The sequence below is a fragment of the Pseudomonas sp. NPDC087817 genome (assembly GCF_044742875.1).
GTDB lineage: Bacteria > Pseudomonadota > Gammaproteobacteria > Pseudomonadales > Pseudomonadaceae > Aquipseudomonas.
Genome location: NZ_JBIUVJ010000023.1, coordinates 1 through 17,000, shown reverse-complemented (window position 1 = coordinate 17,000; position 17,000 = coordinate 1). Strand labels below are relative to the sequence as shown.

18 protein-coding genes are annotated in these 17,000 nt (G+C 60.2%); 6 read left to right on the top strand and 12 right to left on the bottom strand.

From position 1 onward, the window contains the following. Nucleotides 1-64: 64 nt before the first annotated feature. A complete protein-coding gene (locus ACIONG_RS16450; protein WP_038359209.1) occupies nt 65-418 on the bottom strand; it encodes a RidA family protein in 354 nt (117 codons plus the stop codon). Beyond that, complete coding sequence (dadA, locus tag ACIONG_RS16445; RefSeq protein WP_103302581.1) at nt 390-1,694, bottom strand: D-amino acid dehydrogenase; 1,305 nt, start codon at nt 1,692-1,694, stop codon at nt 390-392. Before dadA ends, ACIONG_RS16450 begins: the two co-directional genes overlap by 29 nt. A 156-nt stretch (nt 1,695-1,850) precedes the next feature. Between dadA and ACIONG_RS16440 the strand changes: the two genes are divergently transcribed. Next, the gene (locus tag ACIONG_RS16440; protein ID WP_401301006.1) at nt 1,851-2,339 is read left to right on the top strand and encodes an Lrp/AsnC ligand binding domain-containing protein; all 489 of its coding nucleotides are present in this window, start codon (nt 1,851-1,853) and stop codon (nt 2,337-2,339) included. Between the two features lie 143 nt (nt 2,340-2,482). Here the strand turns inward: ACIONG_RS16440 and ACIONG_RS16435 are convergent, their stop codons facing one another. Continuing rightward, a complete protein-coding gene (locus ACIONG_RS16435) occupies nt 2,483-2,836 on the bottom strand; it encodes a YkgJ family cysteine cluster protein (protein ID WP_103302949.1) in 354 nt (117 codons plus the stop codon). 146 nt (nt 2,837-2,982) lie between these two features. On the opposite strand from ACIONG_RS16435, the gene ACIONG_RS16430 reads away from it, so the two are divergent. Beyond that, nucleotides 2,983-4,293 (top strand): NAD(P)/FAD-dependent oxidoreductase, encoded by a 1,311-nt coding sequence (locus tag ACIONG_RS16430; RefSeq protein WP_401301004.1) that lies wholly within the window; start codon nt 2,983-2,985, stop codon nt 4,291-4,293. A 156-nt stretch (nt 4,294-4,449) separates the two neighbouring features. Here the strand turns inward: ACIONG_RS16430 and ACIONG_RS16425 are convergent, their stop codons facing one another. Then, nucleotides 4,450-4,695, bottom strand: coding sequence for a DUF1127 domain-containing protein (locus ACIONG_RS16425; RefSeq protein ID WP_315445039.1), 246 nt, complete (start codon nt 4,693-4,695; stop codon nt 4,450-4,452). A gap of 179 nt (nt 4,696-4,874) precedes the next feature. Between ACIONG_RS16425 and ACIONG_RS16420 the strand changes: the two genes are divergently transcribed. After that, nucleotides 4,875-6,311, top strand: coding sequence for a PLP-dependent aminotransferase family protein (locus ACIONG_RS16420; protein ID WP_213026959.1), 1,437 nt, complete (start codon nt 4,875-4,877; stop codon nt 6,309-6,311). A gap of 20 nt (nt 6,312-6,331) precedes the next feature. Here the strand turns inward: ACIONG_RS16420 and ACIONG_RS16415 are convergent, their stop codons facing one another. The 4 genes from ACIONG_RS16415 to ACIONG_RS16400 all read right to left on the bottom strand — a co-directional run bounded on the left by ACIONG_RS16415 (nt 6,332) and on the right by ACIONG_RS16400 (nt 10,760). After that, complete coding sequence (locus ACIONG_RS16415) at nt 6,332-6,859, bottom strand: hypothetical protein (RefSeq protein WP_103302585.1); 528 nt, start codon at nt 6,857-6,859, stop codon at nt 6,332-6,334. A 13-nt stretch (nt 6,860-6,872) separates the two neighbouring features. Beyond that, nucleotides 6,873-9,260 carry a fimbria/pilus outer membrane usher protein gene (locus ACIONG_RS16410; RefSeq protein ID WP_401300999.1) on the bottom strand — a complete coding sequence of 796 codons (2,388 nt, stop codon included), beginning with the start codon at nt 9,258-9,260 and terminating at the stop codon, nt 6,873-6,875. Between the two features lie 38 nt (nt 9,261-9,298). Then, nucleotides 9,299-10,009 carry a fimbria/pilus chaperone family protein gene (locus tag ACIONG_RS16405; RefSeq protein ID WP_401300996.1) on the bottom strand — a complete coding sequence of 237 codons (711 nt, stop codon included), beginning with the start codon at nt 10,007-10,009 and terminating at the stop codon, nt 9,299-9,301. 100 nt (nt 10,010-10,109) lie between these two features. Further along, nucleotides 10,110-10,760 (bottom strand): DUF1120 domain-containing protein, encoded by a 651-nt coding sequence (locus ACIONG_RS16400; protein ID WP_213026961.1) that lies wholly within the window; start codon nt 10,758-10,760, stop codon nt 10,110-10,112. A gap of 259 nt (nt 10,761-11,019) precedes the next feature. Here ACIONG_RS16400 and ACIONG_RS16395 point away from each other — a divergent pair, with 259 nt between their 5' ends. Further along, a complete protein-coding gene (locus ACIONG_RS16395; RefSeq protein ID WP_401300993.1) occupies nt 11,020-12,588 on the top strand; it encodes a phospholipase D family protein in 1,569 nt (522 codons plus the stop codon). A gap of 168 nt (nt 12,589-12,756) precedes the next feature. On the opposite strand, the gene ACIONG_RS16390 is transcribed toward ACIONG_RS16395, so the two are convergent. Together ACIONG_RS16390 and ACIONG_RS16385 are read right to left on the bottom strand one after the other, a co-directional pair. Then, nucleotides 12,757-13,902: an MFS transporter gene (locus ACIONG_RS16390; protein WP_401300990.1), complete on the bottom strand. Its 1,146-nt coding sequence runs from the start codon at nt 13,900-13,902 to the stop codon at nt 12,757-12,759. A gap of 244 nt (nt 13,903-14,146) precedes the next feature. After that, nucleotides 14,147-15,640, bottom strand: coding sequence for an aldehyde dehydrogenase (locus ACIONG_RS16385; protein ID WP_213026963.1), 1,494 nt, complete (start codon nt 15,638-15,640; stop codon nt 14,147-14,149). Nucleotides 15,641-15,873: 233 nt separating this feature from the next. Here ACIONG_RS16385 and ACIONG_RS16380 point away from each other — a divergent pair, with 233 nt between their 5' ends. Further along, the gene (locus tag ACIONG_RS16380) at nt 15,874-16,236 is read left to right on the top strand and encodes a cupin domain-containing protein (RefSeq protein WP_103302591.1); all 363 of its coding nucleotides are present in this window, start codon (nt 15,874-15,876) and stop codon (nt 16,234-16,236) included. Nucleotides 16,237-16,398: 162 nt separating this feature from the next. Then, the gene (locus tag ACIONG_RS16375; RefSeq protein ID WP_103302592.1) at nt 16,399-16,608 is read left to right on the top strand and encodes a peptidase inhibitor; all 210 of its coding nucleotides are present in this window, start codon (nt 16,399-16,401) and stop codon (nt 16,606-16,608) included. 74 nt (nt 16,609-16,682) lie between these two features. On the opposite strand, the gene rpmG is transcribed toward ACIONG_RS16375, so the two are convergent. Both rpmG and ACIONG_RS16365 read right to left on the bottom strand, forming a co-directional pair. Next, the gene (gene rpmG, locus ACIONG_RS16370; protein ID WP_003177274.1) at nt 16,683-16,838 is read right to left on the bottom strand and encodes a 50S ribosomal protein L33; all 156 of its coding nucleotides are present in this window, start codon (nt 16,836-16,838) and stop codon (nt 16,683-16,685) included. A gap of 11 nt (nt 16,839-16,849) precedes the next feature. Next, a partial coding sequence (locus ACIONG_RS16365) for a bL28 family ribosomal protein (RefSeq protein ID WP_401301123.1) occupies nt 16,850-17,000 on the bottom strand: 151 nt, incomplete at its 5' end.

The window sequence follows — 17,000 nt, the reverse complement described above, 5'->3', positions numbered from 1 at the left end:
AAAACCGGCGCTGGCTGACGGCGTGAACCGCCAACAGCACCGGGAGAGGGATCTTTACAGCGGTTTACGGCAGCGCGGCGACGATGGAAATCTCGACCAGGATGCTCGGCTTGGCCATCTTCGCTTCGACGGTGGCACGAGCCGGGGCGGCGCCTTTGGGCAGCCACTGATCCCACACTGAGTTCATCCCGGCAAAGTGCGCTTCGATGTCGTTCAGGTAGATCGTCGCCGACAACAGGTGCTGTTTATCGGTGCCCGCGAGATCGAGCAGGCGCTCGATATTGGCCAGTACGTCGCGAGTCTGCTGTTCAATCCCGGCGTCGAAATCGTCGCCGACCTGCCCGGCCAGATACACGGTGCCGTTGTGGCTGACGATCTGACTCATGCGCTCATTGGTGAGCTGGCGCTGGATTGCCATGTTTTGCGGACTCCTGGGTCTTGTTGCCGTAACGGGAAATATCGAGGCCTTCGGCGCTGATCTGCGGCTTTTTCTTCGCCATCAGGTCAGCCAGCAAGCGACCGGAACCGCACGCCATGGTCCAGCCGAGGGTGCCGTGACCGGTGTTGAGGAACAGGTTCTTGAACGGGGTGGCGCCAACGATCGGCGTGCCGTCCGGCGTGGTCGGACGCAGGCCGGTCCAGAAGCTCGCCTCGGCCAGATTGCCGCCCTGAGGATAAAGGTCGTTGACGATCATCTCCAGGGTTTCGCGGCGACGCGGGTTGAGCGACAGGTCAAAACCGGCGATCTCGGCCATGCCGCCGACGCGAATGCGGTTGTCGAAACGGGTGATCGCGACCTTGTAGGTCTCGTCGAGAATGGTCGAGGTCGGGGCCATCGCCGGATTGGTGATCGGCACGGTCAGCGAGTAACCCTTGAGCGGATACACCGGGGCCTTGATGCCCAGCGGCTTGAGCAGTTGCGGCGAGTAGCTGCCGAGGGCCAGCACGTAACGGTCGGCGGTTTCCAGCTTGCCGTCGATCCATACGCCGTTGATGCGGTCACCGGCGAAGTCGAGTTTCTGGATGTCCTGGCCGAAGCGGAATTCCACACCCAGTTTCACCGCCATTTCAGCGAGACGGGTGGTGAAGATCTGGCAGTCGCCAGTCTGATCGTTCGGCAGGCGCAAAGCACCGGCGAGGATGTCGGTGACATTTGCAAGTGCCGGCTCGACGCGGGCAATACCCGCGCGGTCGAGGACTTCAAACGGTACACCGGACTCTTTCAGCACGGCGATGTCTTTGGCGGCGCCATCAAGTTGCGCCTGGGTGCGGAACAGTTGCGTGGTGCCGAGGCTGCGGCCTTCGTAGGCGATGCCGGTTTCGGCGCGCAATTCGTCGAGGCAGTCACGGCTGTACTCGGACAGACGCACCATGCGCTCTTTGTTCACCGCGTAACGGTTGGCGGTGCAGTTGCGCAGCATCTGCGCCATCCACAGGTATTGATCGATGTCGGCGGTGGCCTTGATCGCGAGAGGCGCGTGACGTTGCAGCAGCCACTTGATCGCCTTGAGCGGTACGCCCGGCGCGGCCCACGGCGAGGCGTAGCCCGGCGAGACCTGGCCGGCGTTGGCGAAACTGGTCTCCATGGCGGCGGCTGGCTGCCGGTCGACCACCACCACTTCAAACCCGGCACGGGCCAGATAGTAAGCACTGGCGGTACCGATGACGCCGCTACCCAAGACCATTACGCGCATTTTGTATCCCTCATCGCGGCAGGGGCCGCGTACGTCTGTTGTTAGAGCAATGATGCGCGCAGTGTAAAAAATAAATGCCAGTGCTTTTCACTATATAAGCGCCTATATTTGGCGACAATTCTCGGCAAAAACCCTTTTCACGGAGGCGCATCCCCTATGCGTACCAACACTCAGACCAAACGTGAGCTGGACAAGATCGACCGCAACATTTTGCGGATCCTGCAGGCGGACGGGCGGATTTCCTTCACCGAGCTCGGGGATAAGGTCGGCCTCTCCACCACGCCGTGCACCGAGCGGGTGCGGCGTCTGGAGCGTGAGGGGATCATCATGGGCTACAACGCCCGGCTGAATCCGCAGCATTTGAAGGGTAGCTTGCTGGTGTTCGTCGAGATCAGCCTCGACTACAAATCCGGCGACACTTTCGAAGAGTTCCGACGCGCGGTGCTGAAGTTGCCGCATGTGTTGGAGTGCCACTTGGTGTCAGGGGATTTCGACTATCTGGTGAAGGCGCGGATTTCCGAGATGGCCTCGTACCGCAAGCTGTTGGGCGACATTCTGTTGAAGCTGCCGCATGTGCGTGAGTCCAAAAGCTATATCGTGATGGAAGAAGTGAAGGAGAGCCTGAGCCTGCCGATTCCGGATTGAGTTTTGCCAGGTCTGACCCGGCCCTATCGCTGGCAAGCCAGCTCCCACAGGTTCAGTGGCCAACGCAAATTCAGTGTCCGACAACAATCACTGTGGGAGCTGGCTTGCCAGCGATGGCCTCGACTCGGTCCAGAGTGAACCCGCTAAACCAACACCTGCCGATTCGCCGCCATGTACTCGAAGATCTGCTTTTCTGCGCGCGGATGAATCAGCTCCACCGGCCCCCGCCCATTCGGGCACGGCAAGGTTTTGGTGGTGCCAAACAACCTGCAAATCAACGGTCGCTCGCCATACACCGTGCAGCCATTCGGCCCCAGGTGCACACAGTTCAGCTCTTCCATCGCCGCATCCTGCTCGGCGCGGGTCTTGCGCGGCAAGCGCGCCATTTCTTCCGGCGAAGTTGTCACCGGCCCACAACAATCGTGGCAGCCGGGCACACACTCGAACGAGGGAATCTGCTGACGCAGGGTGCGGATTTTCTCGCTGTTGCAGCTCATCGAAACGGTGACCAACGTGGAATAGGCGGCAATTGTGCCGCAAAAGCCGCAATCCAGACACCGTAGACCGACCAATGTTGCCCACCTTCGCGGGTGCGGCTTATGCTCCGTCAAATTTTCTCGACACCCCGCTCAGGATGACGCCCATGACCGCCCGCGCCCAAACCACCGCGAGCCAACCCCACGTTGCCTCTTACTACGCCGCCAGCAGCCTGCCGCAACCGGATCATCCGCGGCTGCAAGGTGAAGTGATTGCCGACGTGTGCGTGGTCGGCGGCGGCTTTTCCGGGCTGAACACCGCGCTGGAACTGGCCGAACGCGGCCTCAGCGTGGTGCTGCTGGAAGCACACAGGATCGGCTGGGGCGCGAGCGGTCGCAATGGTGGGCAACTGATTCGCGGCGTCGGTCATGGTCTCGACCAGTTCGCCAACGTGATCGGCACCGACGGCGTGCGGCAGATGAAATTGATGGGCCTGGAAGCCGTGGAAATCGTCCGCCAGCGCGTCGAGCGCTTTCAGATCCCCTGCGATCTGACCTGGGGCTATTGCGACCTCGCCAACAAGCCGTCTGACCTCGAGGGTTTTGCCGAGGACGCCGAAGAGCTGCGCAGCCTTGGTTATCGCTACGAAACCCGTCTGCTGCAAGCCAATGAAATGCACACAGTGGTCGGTTCCAAACGCTACGTTGGCGGCTTGGTCGATATGGGGTCCGGGCATCTGCATCCGCTGAATCTGGCATTGGGCGAAGCCGCAGCGGCGCAGCAACTGGGCGTGCAGCTGTACGAGCAATCGGCGGTGACCCGCATTGATTACGGCCCTGAAGTGAAAGTGCACACGGCGCAAGGCTCGGTGCGGGCGAAGACGCTGGTGTTGGGATGCAACGCCTATCTCAATGGCCTCAACCCGCAACTCAGCGGAAAGGTCCTGCCCGCCGGCAGCTACATCATCGCCACCGAGCCGTTGTCCGAAGAGCAGGCGCATCGCCTGTTGCCGCAAAACATGGCGGTCTGTGACCAGCGTGTGGCGCTGGATTACTACCGACTCTCGGCGGATCGTCGGTTGCTGTTCGGCGGCGCCTGTCATTACTCGGGGCGCGACCCGAAGGACATCGCCGCGTACATGCAGCCGAAGATGCTTGAAGTGTTTCCGCAACTGGCCGGGGTGAAGGTCGATTATCAGTGGGGCGGCATGATCGGCATCGGCGCCAACCGTTTACCGCAGATTGGCCGGCTCGCGGACCAACCGAACGTGTATTACGCCCAGGCGTATTCAGGGCACGGGGTGAATGCCACGCACCTGGCGGGCAAGTTGCTCGCCGAGGCGATCAGCGGGCAGCACAGCGGCGGCTTTGATCTGTTTGCCAAGGTGCCGCATATCACCTTCCCCGGCGGCAAGCATTTGCGCTCGCCGTTGCTGGCGCTGGGGATGTTGTGGCATCGCCTTAAAGAGTTGGTCTGATCGATTCTCGGCGTTCTTGCGGACGCCATCGCTGGCAAGTCGAATCGTCGCACCGCAGCTCCCACAGTGATTAGCGGTGTTCACAAAATCAGTGTCCAGCACAGACCCTGTGGGAGCTGGCTTGCCAGCGATGAGGCCCGAAAAACAATACAGCTCTCAGATCCGCCAGAACGGCTTCAACCCCTCCTCCAGCGCCTGCTCCCGCGTCAGCCCGACATCCTTGAGCTGCTCGGGCGTCAAACCGAGCAACGCCTTGCGCGTGTGCAGACGATGCCAGAACAGAGCCCAGCGACTGAGGCCGGACGGCGCGTTGCGCATGGCCGTGTTCCACGCACTGTCCTCCTGCCCTGCCTCCAGTTCCTGACTGTGTAACGTCAGCCGCACATCGCTCAAGCCGTTCATTTTTGTCGCTCCTGTTTACTTGGGTAGCCAGAGATTCCATGATGCGCGGGTCGGCAAAAGCATTACAGATTCAACACATCTGTATTATTTCCATACAGATTTGCTGTTTCTGCCACTGAATTGTCGATTTACGCCGCATCTGTACTGGTTTTTTGAATCACCTGCATCGAGGCAGTGCCATGACGCTTTATGTGAACCTCGCCGAGCTGCTCGGCACCCGCATCGAACAAGGCTTCTATCGTCCGGGTGACCGGTTGCCGTCGGTGCGCGCCTTGAGCGTAGAACATGGCGTCAGTCTCAGCACGGTGCAGCAGGCTTACCGCATGCTTGAGGACAGTGGCCTGGCCACGCCGAAACCCAAATCAGGCTATTTCGTGCCGGTCGGCCGCGAGTTGCCGGAGTTGCCCGCCGTCGGCCGTCCGGCGCAGCGGCCGGTGGAGATTTCGCAGTGGGATCAGGTGCTGGAACTGATTCGCGCGGTGCCGCGCAAGGATGTGGTGCAACTCGGTCGTGGCATGCCCGACGTCACCTCACCGACCATGAAACCGCTGCTGCGTGGCCTGGCGCGAATCAGTCGTCGGCAGGACATGCCCGGTCTGTATTACGACAATATCCACGGCACCCTCGAACTGCGCGAACAGATCGCCCGATTGATGCTCGACTCCGGCTGCCAGTTGAGCGCCAGCGACCTCGTCGTCACCACCGGCTGCCACGAAGCGCTGTCCACCAGCATCCACGCGATTTGTGAGCCGGGCGACATCGTCGCGGTGGATTCGCCGAGTTTTCACGGCGCCATGCAGACCCTCAAAGGGCTGGGCATGAAGGCTCTGGAAATCCCCACCGACCCGCTCACCGGCATCAGCCTCGAAGCGCTGGAACTGGCGCTGGAGCAATGGCCGATCAAGGTCATTCAACTCACGCCCAACTGCAACAATCCGCTCGGCTACATCATGCCGGAGTCGCGCAAACGCGCGCTGCTCAACCTCGCGCAGCGCTTCGACGTGGCGATTATCGAAGACGACGTGTACGGCGAACTGGCCTACACCTACCCCCGTCCGCGCACGATCAAATCCTTCGATGAAGATGGCCGGGTGTTGCTGTGCAGTTCGTTTTCCAAGACCCTGGCGCCGGGGCTGCGCATCGGCTGGGTTGCGCCGGGCCGCTATCTGGAACGGGTGCTGCACATGAAATACATCAGCACCGGTTCCACCGCGCCGCAACCGCAGATCGCCATTGCAGAATTTCTCAAGTCCGGCCACTTCGAACCGCATTTGCGGCGGATGCGCACGCAATACCAGCGTAATCGCGACCTGATGATCGACTGGGTAACCCGCTATTTCCCGGCCGGCACCCGCGCCAGCCGTCCGCAGGGCAGTTTCATGTTGTGGGTGGAATTGCCGGAAGGTTTTGACACCTTGAAACTCAATCGTGAGCTGCATGATCAAGGCGTACAGATTGCCGTCGGCAGCATCTTTTCCGCCTCGGGCAAGTACCGCAATTGCCTGCGCATGAACTACGCAGCCAAACCGACGCCGCAGATCGAAGAAGCGGTGCGCAAGGTCGGCGCGACGGCAATCCGGCTGCTGGCCGAAGCGAACACCCTCAACTCAGGCTGAAACGTGCAGGCGGATCGTCTTCAGTCGAGCAGAAATGTCCCCTGTGCCTCATGACGGGTCAAGTCGCGAACCCGGCTCATGGTTTCATCCACATGGGCCTCGATCCGCAACTCGACCTCCAGATGTCCGCCCTGGACAACTGCGCCGGAACGCCATGTCACCAGGCGCTCACCCGGGCGCAACAGATCCGCCTCGACGGCGTCATCGCCGGCCCGCCGCAGTCGCACTGCCATTCCGTCCAGCCGCGCCGCAATGATGCGGATCTGAAACGTACCCGCAGACCAGCGGTAACGCTGGGCATCCGCCATCGTCGCAACGAACCCCCACGTCATGGCACGAGGAACGGCGCATTGAATTCGCAAATGGAGCGTGCGCCCACCGAAACTGCCGCCCTCACCGAACGAGCCCGAACGCTCGAACAGCTCGGCCCGAGTGAGTGATCCAAAATCCACCCCCACCGGGGACAGCCCCAGTCGGCATTGGTCGCTCGCCAGCGCAAAAGGTGAGAACAGGCAAACAAGCAAGACCACAGTAACCAATACATTCATGTCAGACACTCGCTCAGGACAGCTCGACAGGGGTGCACATCGCATCGACGCGCTCAATCTGTGCGCTGTCTTCGGGGGCATCGGAAAGGGCGAACTGCAAAATGCACCGTGTGGTGTCGGGCAGTTGCACCAGCAAGGTCTGATCGGACTTCACATCCGGCAGAAAAATGGTTCCGGACTCCAGCACGGTTGTCAGATAACGGCCCTGCTCGTCCTCGACTGTCAGCCCCTGAGTCAGCCACTGCCGATCAACTGTCATGGCCCTCAACAACAAACGCCTGACAGTCACGATAGAGAAATCCAGGTGCTTCACCGAGCCGCGCCCCATCGTCACCTCTTGCAACCCGTCGAGCACCTCGACATTACGCGGCAGGCTCAAAGGATCGACTTCCAGCCTGGCCGTCGAATAGGCAGGGAGCGTCGCGGCTATCGCGTGGCCTGTGCCGTCGGTCCAGACCGGGCCCTGAGGCGTGTTCAGTTTGACGCCGGCCCGATCACCGGCCTTCAGCACGCCAATCGTGTCTCTTAGCGGATAGGGCGACAATGTCACACCGTCGCGATGAAACGCTGCGCCTCCACGTAGTCCCACGTCATAGTCCGTCGCACCGGAGCGCTGGCCGACCCCCAGATCAAGGCTTGTGTAGTACGGCAGGGCGTTGATGCGCGCAGTGTAGTTGGCGGACGCCGCGTCCGGATATTCCGCCCTGACGGTGTAAGCCAGGTTTTCGCTGAGCACATCGCTGACCGCCAGGCCCTTGCGCGTTCCGGATTGTTCATCAGTGCGCAGGTAACTCCGCAGCCTCGCCTGACCGCCAAGCGGAACCCCCAGGGTCAGATAGGCGGAAGTACCCCGCCTCTCTCGCGATTGCCCCCCCACATCCCGTTCCAGACTGACGGAAAGGCTGATTCGCTGTGGCAATGTCCGTGACCAGGACAAACCCGTCCGCGATTGTGGCGGTGCGCCCTCGCTCAGGTAACGCGACCACGTCGCACCAAAGGCGCCCCAGTGTTCGGTCGAGAGATTGAGTGAACCCTGTAAGTGATTGCGACTGCGTGACGCGGGCTCGCCGCGCTCCTGATTCCAGCCGGTATCCGATAGCGTGCGAAAACCCCCGCTCTGATGCACCGCGATCAGGCTGGTCGACAGTGTTGGCGATATTGACGCGTTAAGCGTCATCTGCACCTGATTGCCGGACACGCCCTCGACGCCCGCGTCAGAAAACACTTGTTGCACGCCCAGGTTGAGATCGCCCCACTGCCTTTGCAACCCCCAACCCGCCGACAGATAGTCCGTTCCCGCCAACAAGCCGCCGGTGATGCGACTGACTCGGTTCCAGTCCCAGTCCTTGCTGAATGTGGCAAAGGACGGCGCATGTCGGTCGTCCGTTCCCAGTCGCCGTACGCTACCGAGCGCAAAATTGAATCCACCCGTCCCCTCAACCATCCCCTCGCGCAGGTTGGCGGACGGAACCTGGTATCGCCGTATCTGCCCATCTTGCTCATGGACGCTCACTTCAAGATCGAGCTGATTGCTCAACAGTGGCAACGCGCGCAACGTAAAGGGGCCGCCCGGCACCATCGTGGTGTAGATCACCACACCGTTCTGCCGGACCTCGATCCGGGACGGCGAGTAAGCCACCCCTTCGACGTGACCACGAGCACCGTTCTGCGCGGCACGCAACTGCGCGAATGCCGTCTCGGGAAGAATCTGCACACCAGTGAAGGATTCACCGGCAAAGAGCGCTGAGGCCAGATTCAACTGACCGACTTGCACACTGGCCTCGTAGGCCTCCAACGTGCGCATGCCATAGGCGTAAAGATGTTCGAATCGCGTACTGCCGGGTAACGCCGTGTAAGACTGCCGGCTGCGCAATATCCAGTTTCCGGCATTCAAGCCGACTTCGGAGCCAAGGTTTCGATAAGTGCTGCGCTGCCCTCCGAGCTCGCTGCCCGCCACCAGCAAGTCGTAGTTGAACACGCCGGCGACACCGCCATCGTCAAAGTCATGCGCGGTACGCTCCGGCAACGCAAGGGTTCTGGTGGGCACCAACAACTCGACCTGCTCCCTGCCTGGATACAGCTGCACAATGGCGTCGGGAAAACCTTCTGTGACGGTCACGCATCCATCCGGTTGCGACTTGGCCACCGGAGACAAGGGCCGTATGCCGGCAGCCTTCAACCACTGCGGCTCCAGACACAACTCGCCATGAGCACTGAAGGTCATGCGCACGCGCCCCTTGGGCTGACCGTTGACCTCCAGCGCGACTAAACGCGAGCCTCGGGTAAAGCGCGGCGAATCACGAAAATATTGCGCCAGTGCCGGATCGATTCCGCGGTCCTTCAGTACTTTGGCATCAAATTCCACAGGCTCGCGCGCTGTCACGAAACTCGAACCGCTCACCAGAACCACCATCAGGCAACGGCGAAAATTGACCCACACTAGCGAGTGACCGGGGCATCGAAGTGTTCAACCGAAAATCCGTAAGTGGTCGCCGGATAGATCCGCACCGACATTGTTCGTACGGAGGTGCTCAGGGGCAGCGCAATGTTCAAGCGTTCGCCGGGCAGGATGTAGGTGCGCGGCAAATTGGCCATGTCTGAGCCGGGCAACGGCACAAAGGCTTTGGCCAGCCGTACGACATAAGGGCTGGGGTTGAACACCTGTAGGCCGCCAGGTGTGGTACTCCAGCTCAGTCGTTTCCACGGCTCTCGTTCAACCGCCAGCCCAGCGGGACGCAGAATCACCGGCAAATTCTGCCTTATCCCCAGACTGACTCGGGCGCCACTGGAGTCTGCTGCAGGAGCAATGCCTTCGAACACCACTCGCTTCAAGCGCTCGACCTGCAAAGAACGGGGGTTTTGCAGGATGAACCGCACCTGCTGAATGCTGCCCGCTTCGACGCGCGCCAGAGGGGGCGTAACGAGGAGCAGTATTTCATCATCCTGCTCGACGTTTTCAACACTTGAATGCAGCAACGCAGGATGCAAATCCGTGTTGCGCACATTCATGACGGCTTCACCCACGCCCTCCTCCACCACGAGGACCGGCGTTTGTGGAACCATGCCGGCGGAGTGGGCGATAGCGATCGAAAGCCAGGCGAGCGGGCACAGCAGCGCCGCCTTGAACAAAAGACTGAGAGAAATAGGCATCGGGATATCCGGGAGAATCCTGGGAGCGCCCCGGGCCGTGCCGGGGCGCTCTTGCATGGGCGAACGGTACTCGACGATACGCAACCGCCGGGGCAGGCCGTCAGATGTAGAAAATGTCGAACGTTACCGAGCCATCAAGCGGGATTTCGTTGGCAATCGGCAAAGCGTTGCTGGGGCCAATGATCGGCAGCAAGTGCATCGGGAAGGCATGGTGCCTGGCTCCGATCGGACCGGTGGCGGCGCTAATACCCCAGGAATACAAATCCGGTGCATTTCTCACCAATGTGCTGGTGGGCACCTGCCAAGGAGAAAGGAAGCTCGCTCGGGTCAGCAACGCCCGGCCCGTGCCGTCGGTTTCGGGAGTGCCGTGACGCAGGGCAAATCCACCAATACGCGTGCCATTGATATCGCCGAGACCAAAGAACAGTGCCGGATCAGTCTGGCCCGTGCCATCGCTGATGCCAGGCAATTTGGTTGCCTCGCGGTTATCGCGAACCGACACTTCAACTTGTGCCACAGCATCGCAGTTGATGGTCAGCGAAACATCGCGACCTGCGAGAATGGTTTGCGCTGTCTGATTCAGTGTTGCAGCGGAGATCTTGCGCAAATCCACTGTCCCGCCGCCCGCAAAGGCAGGAATGCAGGCGGTTGGAATGATGGTGCCGATAACGTTCAGGTCAACGCTTTCGGCCATCGCCGATACGGGTAGAAGCATCGCCGCCAGAGCAGCAATCCGAATTGTCTTTTTCATAAGTCGTCATATCCATTTAAATGAAAGTTCGTTCCCTACTAACTTTTGATGCAAGTAAGCGGGTAGATGATTGCGGCTTATGAGAGATAAATCTGTAGGAAACGACACTGATCACAAAGGGAAAGCACGACAACTTCTATAGGCAAAATTCGTTTACTAACGCTTTCCTACTGCATGAACAGCACGCACTTACTGCCAGCGTTGATGTCATTGCAGTGCGTGCCATACTTCGCCTCCTGTCACGATTTGAGAACACAACGTGCGCCCTGGACTAAAGCTGTTTGCTGTGTGCCTCCTGGTCACTTGGATCGCTGGCTGTGCCAGCCTCGAAATACCTCGCGAACCCAGCCAGGCATTACCAGCCGGAGACTCCAGCTTTGGTCGCTCGATCCAGGCACAGGCCGCGCCACATCAGGGGCGCTCCGGTTTCCGTCTACTGTCCAACAGCACCGAAGCCTTCACCGCCCGCGCCGAACTGATCCGCAATGCACAAAACAGCCTCGACCTGCAGTACTACATTGTCCATGACGGCATCAGCACGCGGATGCTGGTGGAAGAACTGCTCAAGGCTGCCGACCGTGGCGTCCGGGTGCGGGTTCTGCTCGATGACACCACCAGCGACGGCCTCGACCAGATCATCGCTACCCTCGCGGCGCATCCGCAGATCCAGATTCGCCTGTTCAATCCGTTGCATCTGGGTCGTAGCACGGGTGTCACGCGGGCAGCCGGGCGCCTGTTCAATCTGTCGCTGCAACATCGGCGGATGCACAACAAACTGTGGCTGGCGGACAACAGCGTGGCGATTGTCGGCGGACGCAACCTGGGCGACGAGTATTTCGATGCCGAGCCAAACCTGAATTTCACCGACATCGACATGCTCAGCGTCGGCCCGGTGGCCGAACAGCTCGGGCACAGTTTCGACCAGTACTGGAACAGTGCGCTGAGCAAGCCGATCGACGAGTTTCTCTCGAGCAGACCGACCGCCAAGGACTTGCAGAACACCCGCACACGCCTGGAAGAATCCCTCGAAGAAACCCGCAAGCAGAATCACGCGCTGTATCAGCAGTTGATGACGTTCAAGACCGCACCGCGCATGGACATCTGGCGCAAGGAACTGATCTGGGCGTGGAATCAGGCGCTGTGGGATGCGCCGAGCAAGGTGTTGGCCAAGGCCGAGCCGGATCCGCAATTGCTGCTGACCACGCAACTGGCGCCGGAACTGCGCGGCGTCAGCAAAGAACTGATCATGATCTCTGCCTACTTCGTTCCGGGCCAGCCAGGGCTCGTGTACCTGACCGGACGCGCCGACGCCGGAGTCTCGGTGAGCTTGCTGACCAACTCACTGGAAGCCACCGATGTGCCGGCGGTGCACGGTGGCTACGCGCCTTATCGCAAGGCACTGCTGGAGCATGGGGTGAAATTGTTCGAACTGCGGCGCCAGCCGGGGGACGGTGGCGGCAGCGCCCCGCACGTGTTCTACAGCAAATCGTTTCGCGGCTCGGACTCGAGCCTGCACAGCAAGGCGATGATCTTCGACCGGCAAAAAGCGTTTATCGGCTCGTTCAACTTCGACCCTCGCTCAGTGCTGTGGAACACCGAGGTGGGCGTGCTGGTGGACAGTCCGGAGCTGGCCGAACACGTCCGCGAACTGGCGTTGCAAGGTATGGCGCCGGCGCTCAGCTACGAAGCGAAAATGCAGAATGGAAATATCGTCTGGGTGACCGAGGACAACGGCCAGATGCACACGCTGACCAAGGAGCCTGGGAGCTGGTGGCGGCGCTTCAATGCGTGGTTCAGCACCTCGGTCGGTTTGGAACGGATGTTGTAGCCGGACACGCAGCTTCTACTGTGAGAGGAGGCTCTTGTGGTGAGGGGATTTATCCCCGATAAACTGCATAGCAGTTCCGCTGTCATGTGGAAAAAAGCAGGGCCGCTGCGCGCCCCATCGGGGATGAATCCCCTCACCACAAGCTAATCACAAACGTTGCAACCAGACTCAGGCCGGCTCGGCCACCGTACCGAATGCACCTTGTCGCATAAGGAGAATCACCAGCCCGAACGCCCCCGCCGCCATCAACCACGGCAATGCATGCCCACTGACCCACTGACTGCCCGCCCCCGCCATCAAAGGCCCGATCAGACAACCCACACCCCACAGCTGCGCAATGTGCGCATTGGCCCGCACCAGCGCATCGTCGCGATAGCGCTCACCGATCAGAATAAGCGACAGCGTGAACAACCCTCCGGCACTGGCGCCAAACAACACCCACAACGGCCAGATCAGCAACGTATCGATCAACATAGGGATCGCCAGGCTCGACAGCATCAACACCACCGCGCAGCCCGTGAACAACGTGCGCCGCGACAGGTAATCGGCCAACGCGCCAATCGGCAGTTGCAGCAACGCATCGCCGACCACCACCGTGCTGACCATCGCCAATGCGATCTCGGCGGTGAAGCCCTGCTGCAGGCAGTACACCGGCAGCAGCGTCAGGATCATCGCCTCGAACGCGGCAAACAACGACACCGCCCAGGCAATCGCTGGCAGCTCGCGAGCAAAACCCCACAGATCGCTGAAGGTCACGCTGCTCGCTTCACTGCTCGGCGCACCGCTGCGGCGCAGCAACAGCAAGGGCGAGATCGTCAGCAGCGCAACACCAACCCAGAAGCCGTAATCGTGTTCGGTGCCGAGCGCGCCCAGCAGCAACGGACCAGACAGTTGGCTTAATGCGTAACTGCTGCCATACAGCGCCACCAGCCGCCCGCGCCAGTGCTCCACCACCAATTGGTTGATCCAGCTCTCGCCGAGGATAAAAACGATGGTCAGGATCACGCCGATCATCAAGCGCAACAGCAGCCAGATCGGGTAACTCGGTAGCAGCGCCAGCAAACCGATCGACAGGGCTCCGGCCCACAGGCACAGGCGCATCAGGTTCGCCGTGCCGAAACGCGCCGCCAAGTGACTGGAAATCTTCGCGCCCAACAACACGCCAATCGCCGGCATCGCTGCCATCACGCCAATCGCGAAGGAGCCGTAACCCCAGCCCTCCAGACGCAACGACACCAGCGGCATGCTGACCCCCAGGGCCAGGCCGACACTCAAGACAGACGCCAACACGGCGAAATACGTCGCCCAACGCATGGTCCACGCTCCTGTGGATTATTTTTATGTGCACCACAAAACCAAATGTGGGAGCAAACCCTGTGGCAAGGGGATCATCCCCGACAGGTCGCGCAGCGACCTCAAAACCTGCACCCTCGCATGCACTGGTTTTGCGACTGCTTCGCAGCCGATCAGGGGATGAATCCCCTCACCACAAAAGTTTGCTCCCACAGGGGGATCTCTGTAGTTGGAAGCCTGAACGAGTCAGGCTCCCGCTAAAGGCTTACAGCTTGATCCACGTCGCTTTCAGCTCGGTGTACTTGTCGAACGCGTGCAGCGATTTATCGCGACCGTTTCCCGACTGCTTGAAGCCGCCGAATGGCGCGGTCATGTCGCCGCCGTCGTACTGGTTGACCCACACGCTGCCGGCGCGCAGTGCCTTGGCGGTCAGGTGTGCCTTGGAGATGTCCTGAGTCCACACCGCAGCGGCGAGGCCATAAGGCGTGTCGTTGGCAATCTGGATCGCCTCTTCGGCTGTATCAAAAGCGATGACCGACAGCACCGGCCCGAAGATCTCTTCCTGAGCGATCTTCATGGCGTTGCTCACGCCGTCGAAAATCGTTGGCTCAACATACGTGCCGCCGGTTTCCTGAAGGATGCGCTTGCCACCGGCCACCAGTTTGGCGCCATCGGCATGACCGGATTCGATGTACGACAGCACGGTGTTCATCTGCTGGGTATCGACCAGCGCGCCAACGTTGGTCGCCGGATCCAGCGGATTGCCCGGTTTCCAGGTTTTCAGCGCCTCAATGACCATCGGCAGGAATTTGTCCTTGATCGAACGCTCGACCAGCAGACGCGAACCGGCGGTGCACACTTCGCCCTGGTTGAAGGCGATGGCGCTGGCGGCGGATTCGGCAGCAGCCTGCAGATCCGGCGCATCGGCAAAGACGATGTTCGGGCTCTTGCCACCGGCTTCCAGCCAGACGCGTTTCATGTTCGATTCGCCGGAGTAGATCATCAGTTGCTTGGCGATCTTGGTCGAACCGGTGAACACCAGAGTGTCGACATCGTTGTGCAGGGCCAACGCCTTGCCAACGGTGTGACCGTAACCCGGCAGCACGTTGAGCACGCCTTTCGGGATGCCGGCTTCGACTGCCAGCGCGGCGATGCGGATGGCGGTCAGCGGGGATTTTTCCGACGGCTTGAGGATCACCGAGTTACCCGTCGACAGCGCCGGGCCGAGCTTCCAGCAGGCCATCATCAGCGGGAAGTTCCACGGCACGATGGCGCCAACCACGCCGACCGGCTCGCGGGTCACCAGACCCAGTTGATCGTGCGGGGTGGCCGCGACTTCGTCGTAGATCTTGTCGATCGCCTCACCGCTCCAGCTCAGCGCTTGCGCCGCGCCCGGAACGTCGATGTACAACGAGTCACTGATCGGTTTGCCCATATCGAGGGTTTCGAGCAGGGCCAGCTCTTCGGCGTGCTGCTTGAGCAGGCCGGCGAAACGGATCATGGTGGCTTTGCGTTTGGTCGGCGCCAGGCGCGACCAGACGCCGGAATTGAAGGTGGCGCGGGCGTTTTCCACGGCGCGCTGGGCGTCGGCGGCGTCACAGCTGGCAATCTTGCCCAGCAGACGGCCATCGACCGGGCTGATGCACTCGAAGGTCTCGCCGGAAACGGCGTCGGTATATTCGCCGTTGAGGTAGGCGCGGCCTTCGATCTTCAGGTCGCGGGCGCGTTGTTCCCAGTCGGCACGAGTCAGGGTGGTCATTCGAGTGTCCTCCTCTTGTTGAATAGAGCGCCGCGCTCTTCGCGGACGTCTTCAGGAATTCTGCCAGGCCAGCATGCTTTCGGCCCAAGGCACCCGCCACCCTAAACCAGCGGCCGGGGTTGTTTCAATATATTTGACATAAGCGCGCTATACGGCCTTGCGGTGTTCATTTTAATAAACATAGACTTTGGCCCTTTCAAGCCATCGCGCCGTCATCACGGGAGAAAACAACAATGAACATCCAGAACGTCGTCGACATCAGCCTGACCGGCAGCGAAGCCGAACGCTATCGCCCGGACCCGGCCAAAGTGCTCAAGGGTGACCCCGAACAAGCCGTGTTCCATCAATACGAAAGCCCTTGTGGGCAAATGGGTGTCGGCGTGTGGGAAGGCGCAGTCGGGCAATGGACGGTGAATTACACCGAGCATGAGTATTGCGAGATCCTGCAGGGGGTTTCGGTGCTGCGTGACAGCGATGGCAATGCCAAGACCTTGCGTGTTGGCGACCGCTTTGTGATTCCGGCTGGCTTCCGTGGCACTTGGGAAGTGCTGGAGGCGTGCCGCAAGATCTATGTGATCTTTGAACAGAAGGGCTGATCCGACATAGAAGGTGACGAGACAGGTAGGACGTGGGCAAGCCCTTTGAGCGAAACTTCGCGAAGGCGCCAAATTTCAGCGTTAATTCCCATGCCGGCACAGGAAGTGTCGACGGGCTTGACCAGAAGGCGCCTTTCTTTCGAATCGACGCAAGGAGGCATCATGCCCAACTACTGCAACCTGAATAACGCAAAATTTTTCCTCGGCGATATTGCCGACTCGGACAACCTGCTCGCTGTGCGCAATGCCGCCGGCGTGAAGAAACATCGCCTGGAAGTGCCAGACGGCCTTTACAACCTGCGCACTGATCCGGACCGAATTCGAGTGTTGGTGAACGAGCGCAACGAGATCATTGAACTCATTTGCGGTTGATTACCCTTTCAAAGGCAACAAAAAAGGCCCGTATCGTGAGATACGGGCCTTTTTCGTAAGTCAGGAAAAATCAATTACTTGATTTTGCCTTCCTTGTAGATCACGTGCTTGCGAACAACCGGATCATATTTCTTGATCTCGATTTTGTCCGGAGTAGTACGCTTGTTCTTGTCGGTAGTGTAGAAGTGACCAGTACCGGCGCTCGAGATCAAACGAATCAATTCACGCATGATTAGCTCCCTTAAATCTTGCCATCGCGGCGAAGTTCGGCCAGCACGACAGTGATGCCGCGCTTGTCGATGATACGCATGCCTTTGGCAGATACGCGCAGACGCACGAAACGTTTCTCTTCTTCAACCCAGAAGCGGTGATGCTGCAGGTTCGGCAGGAAA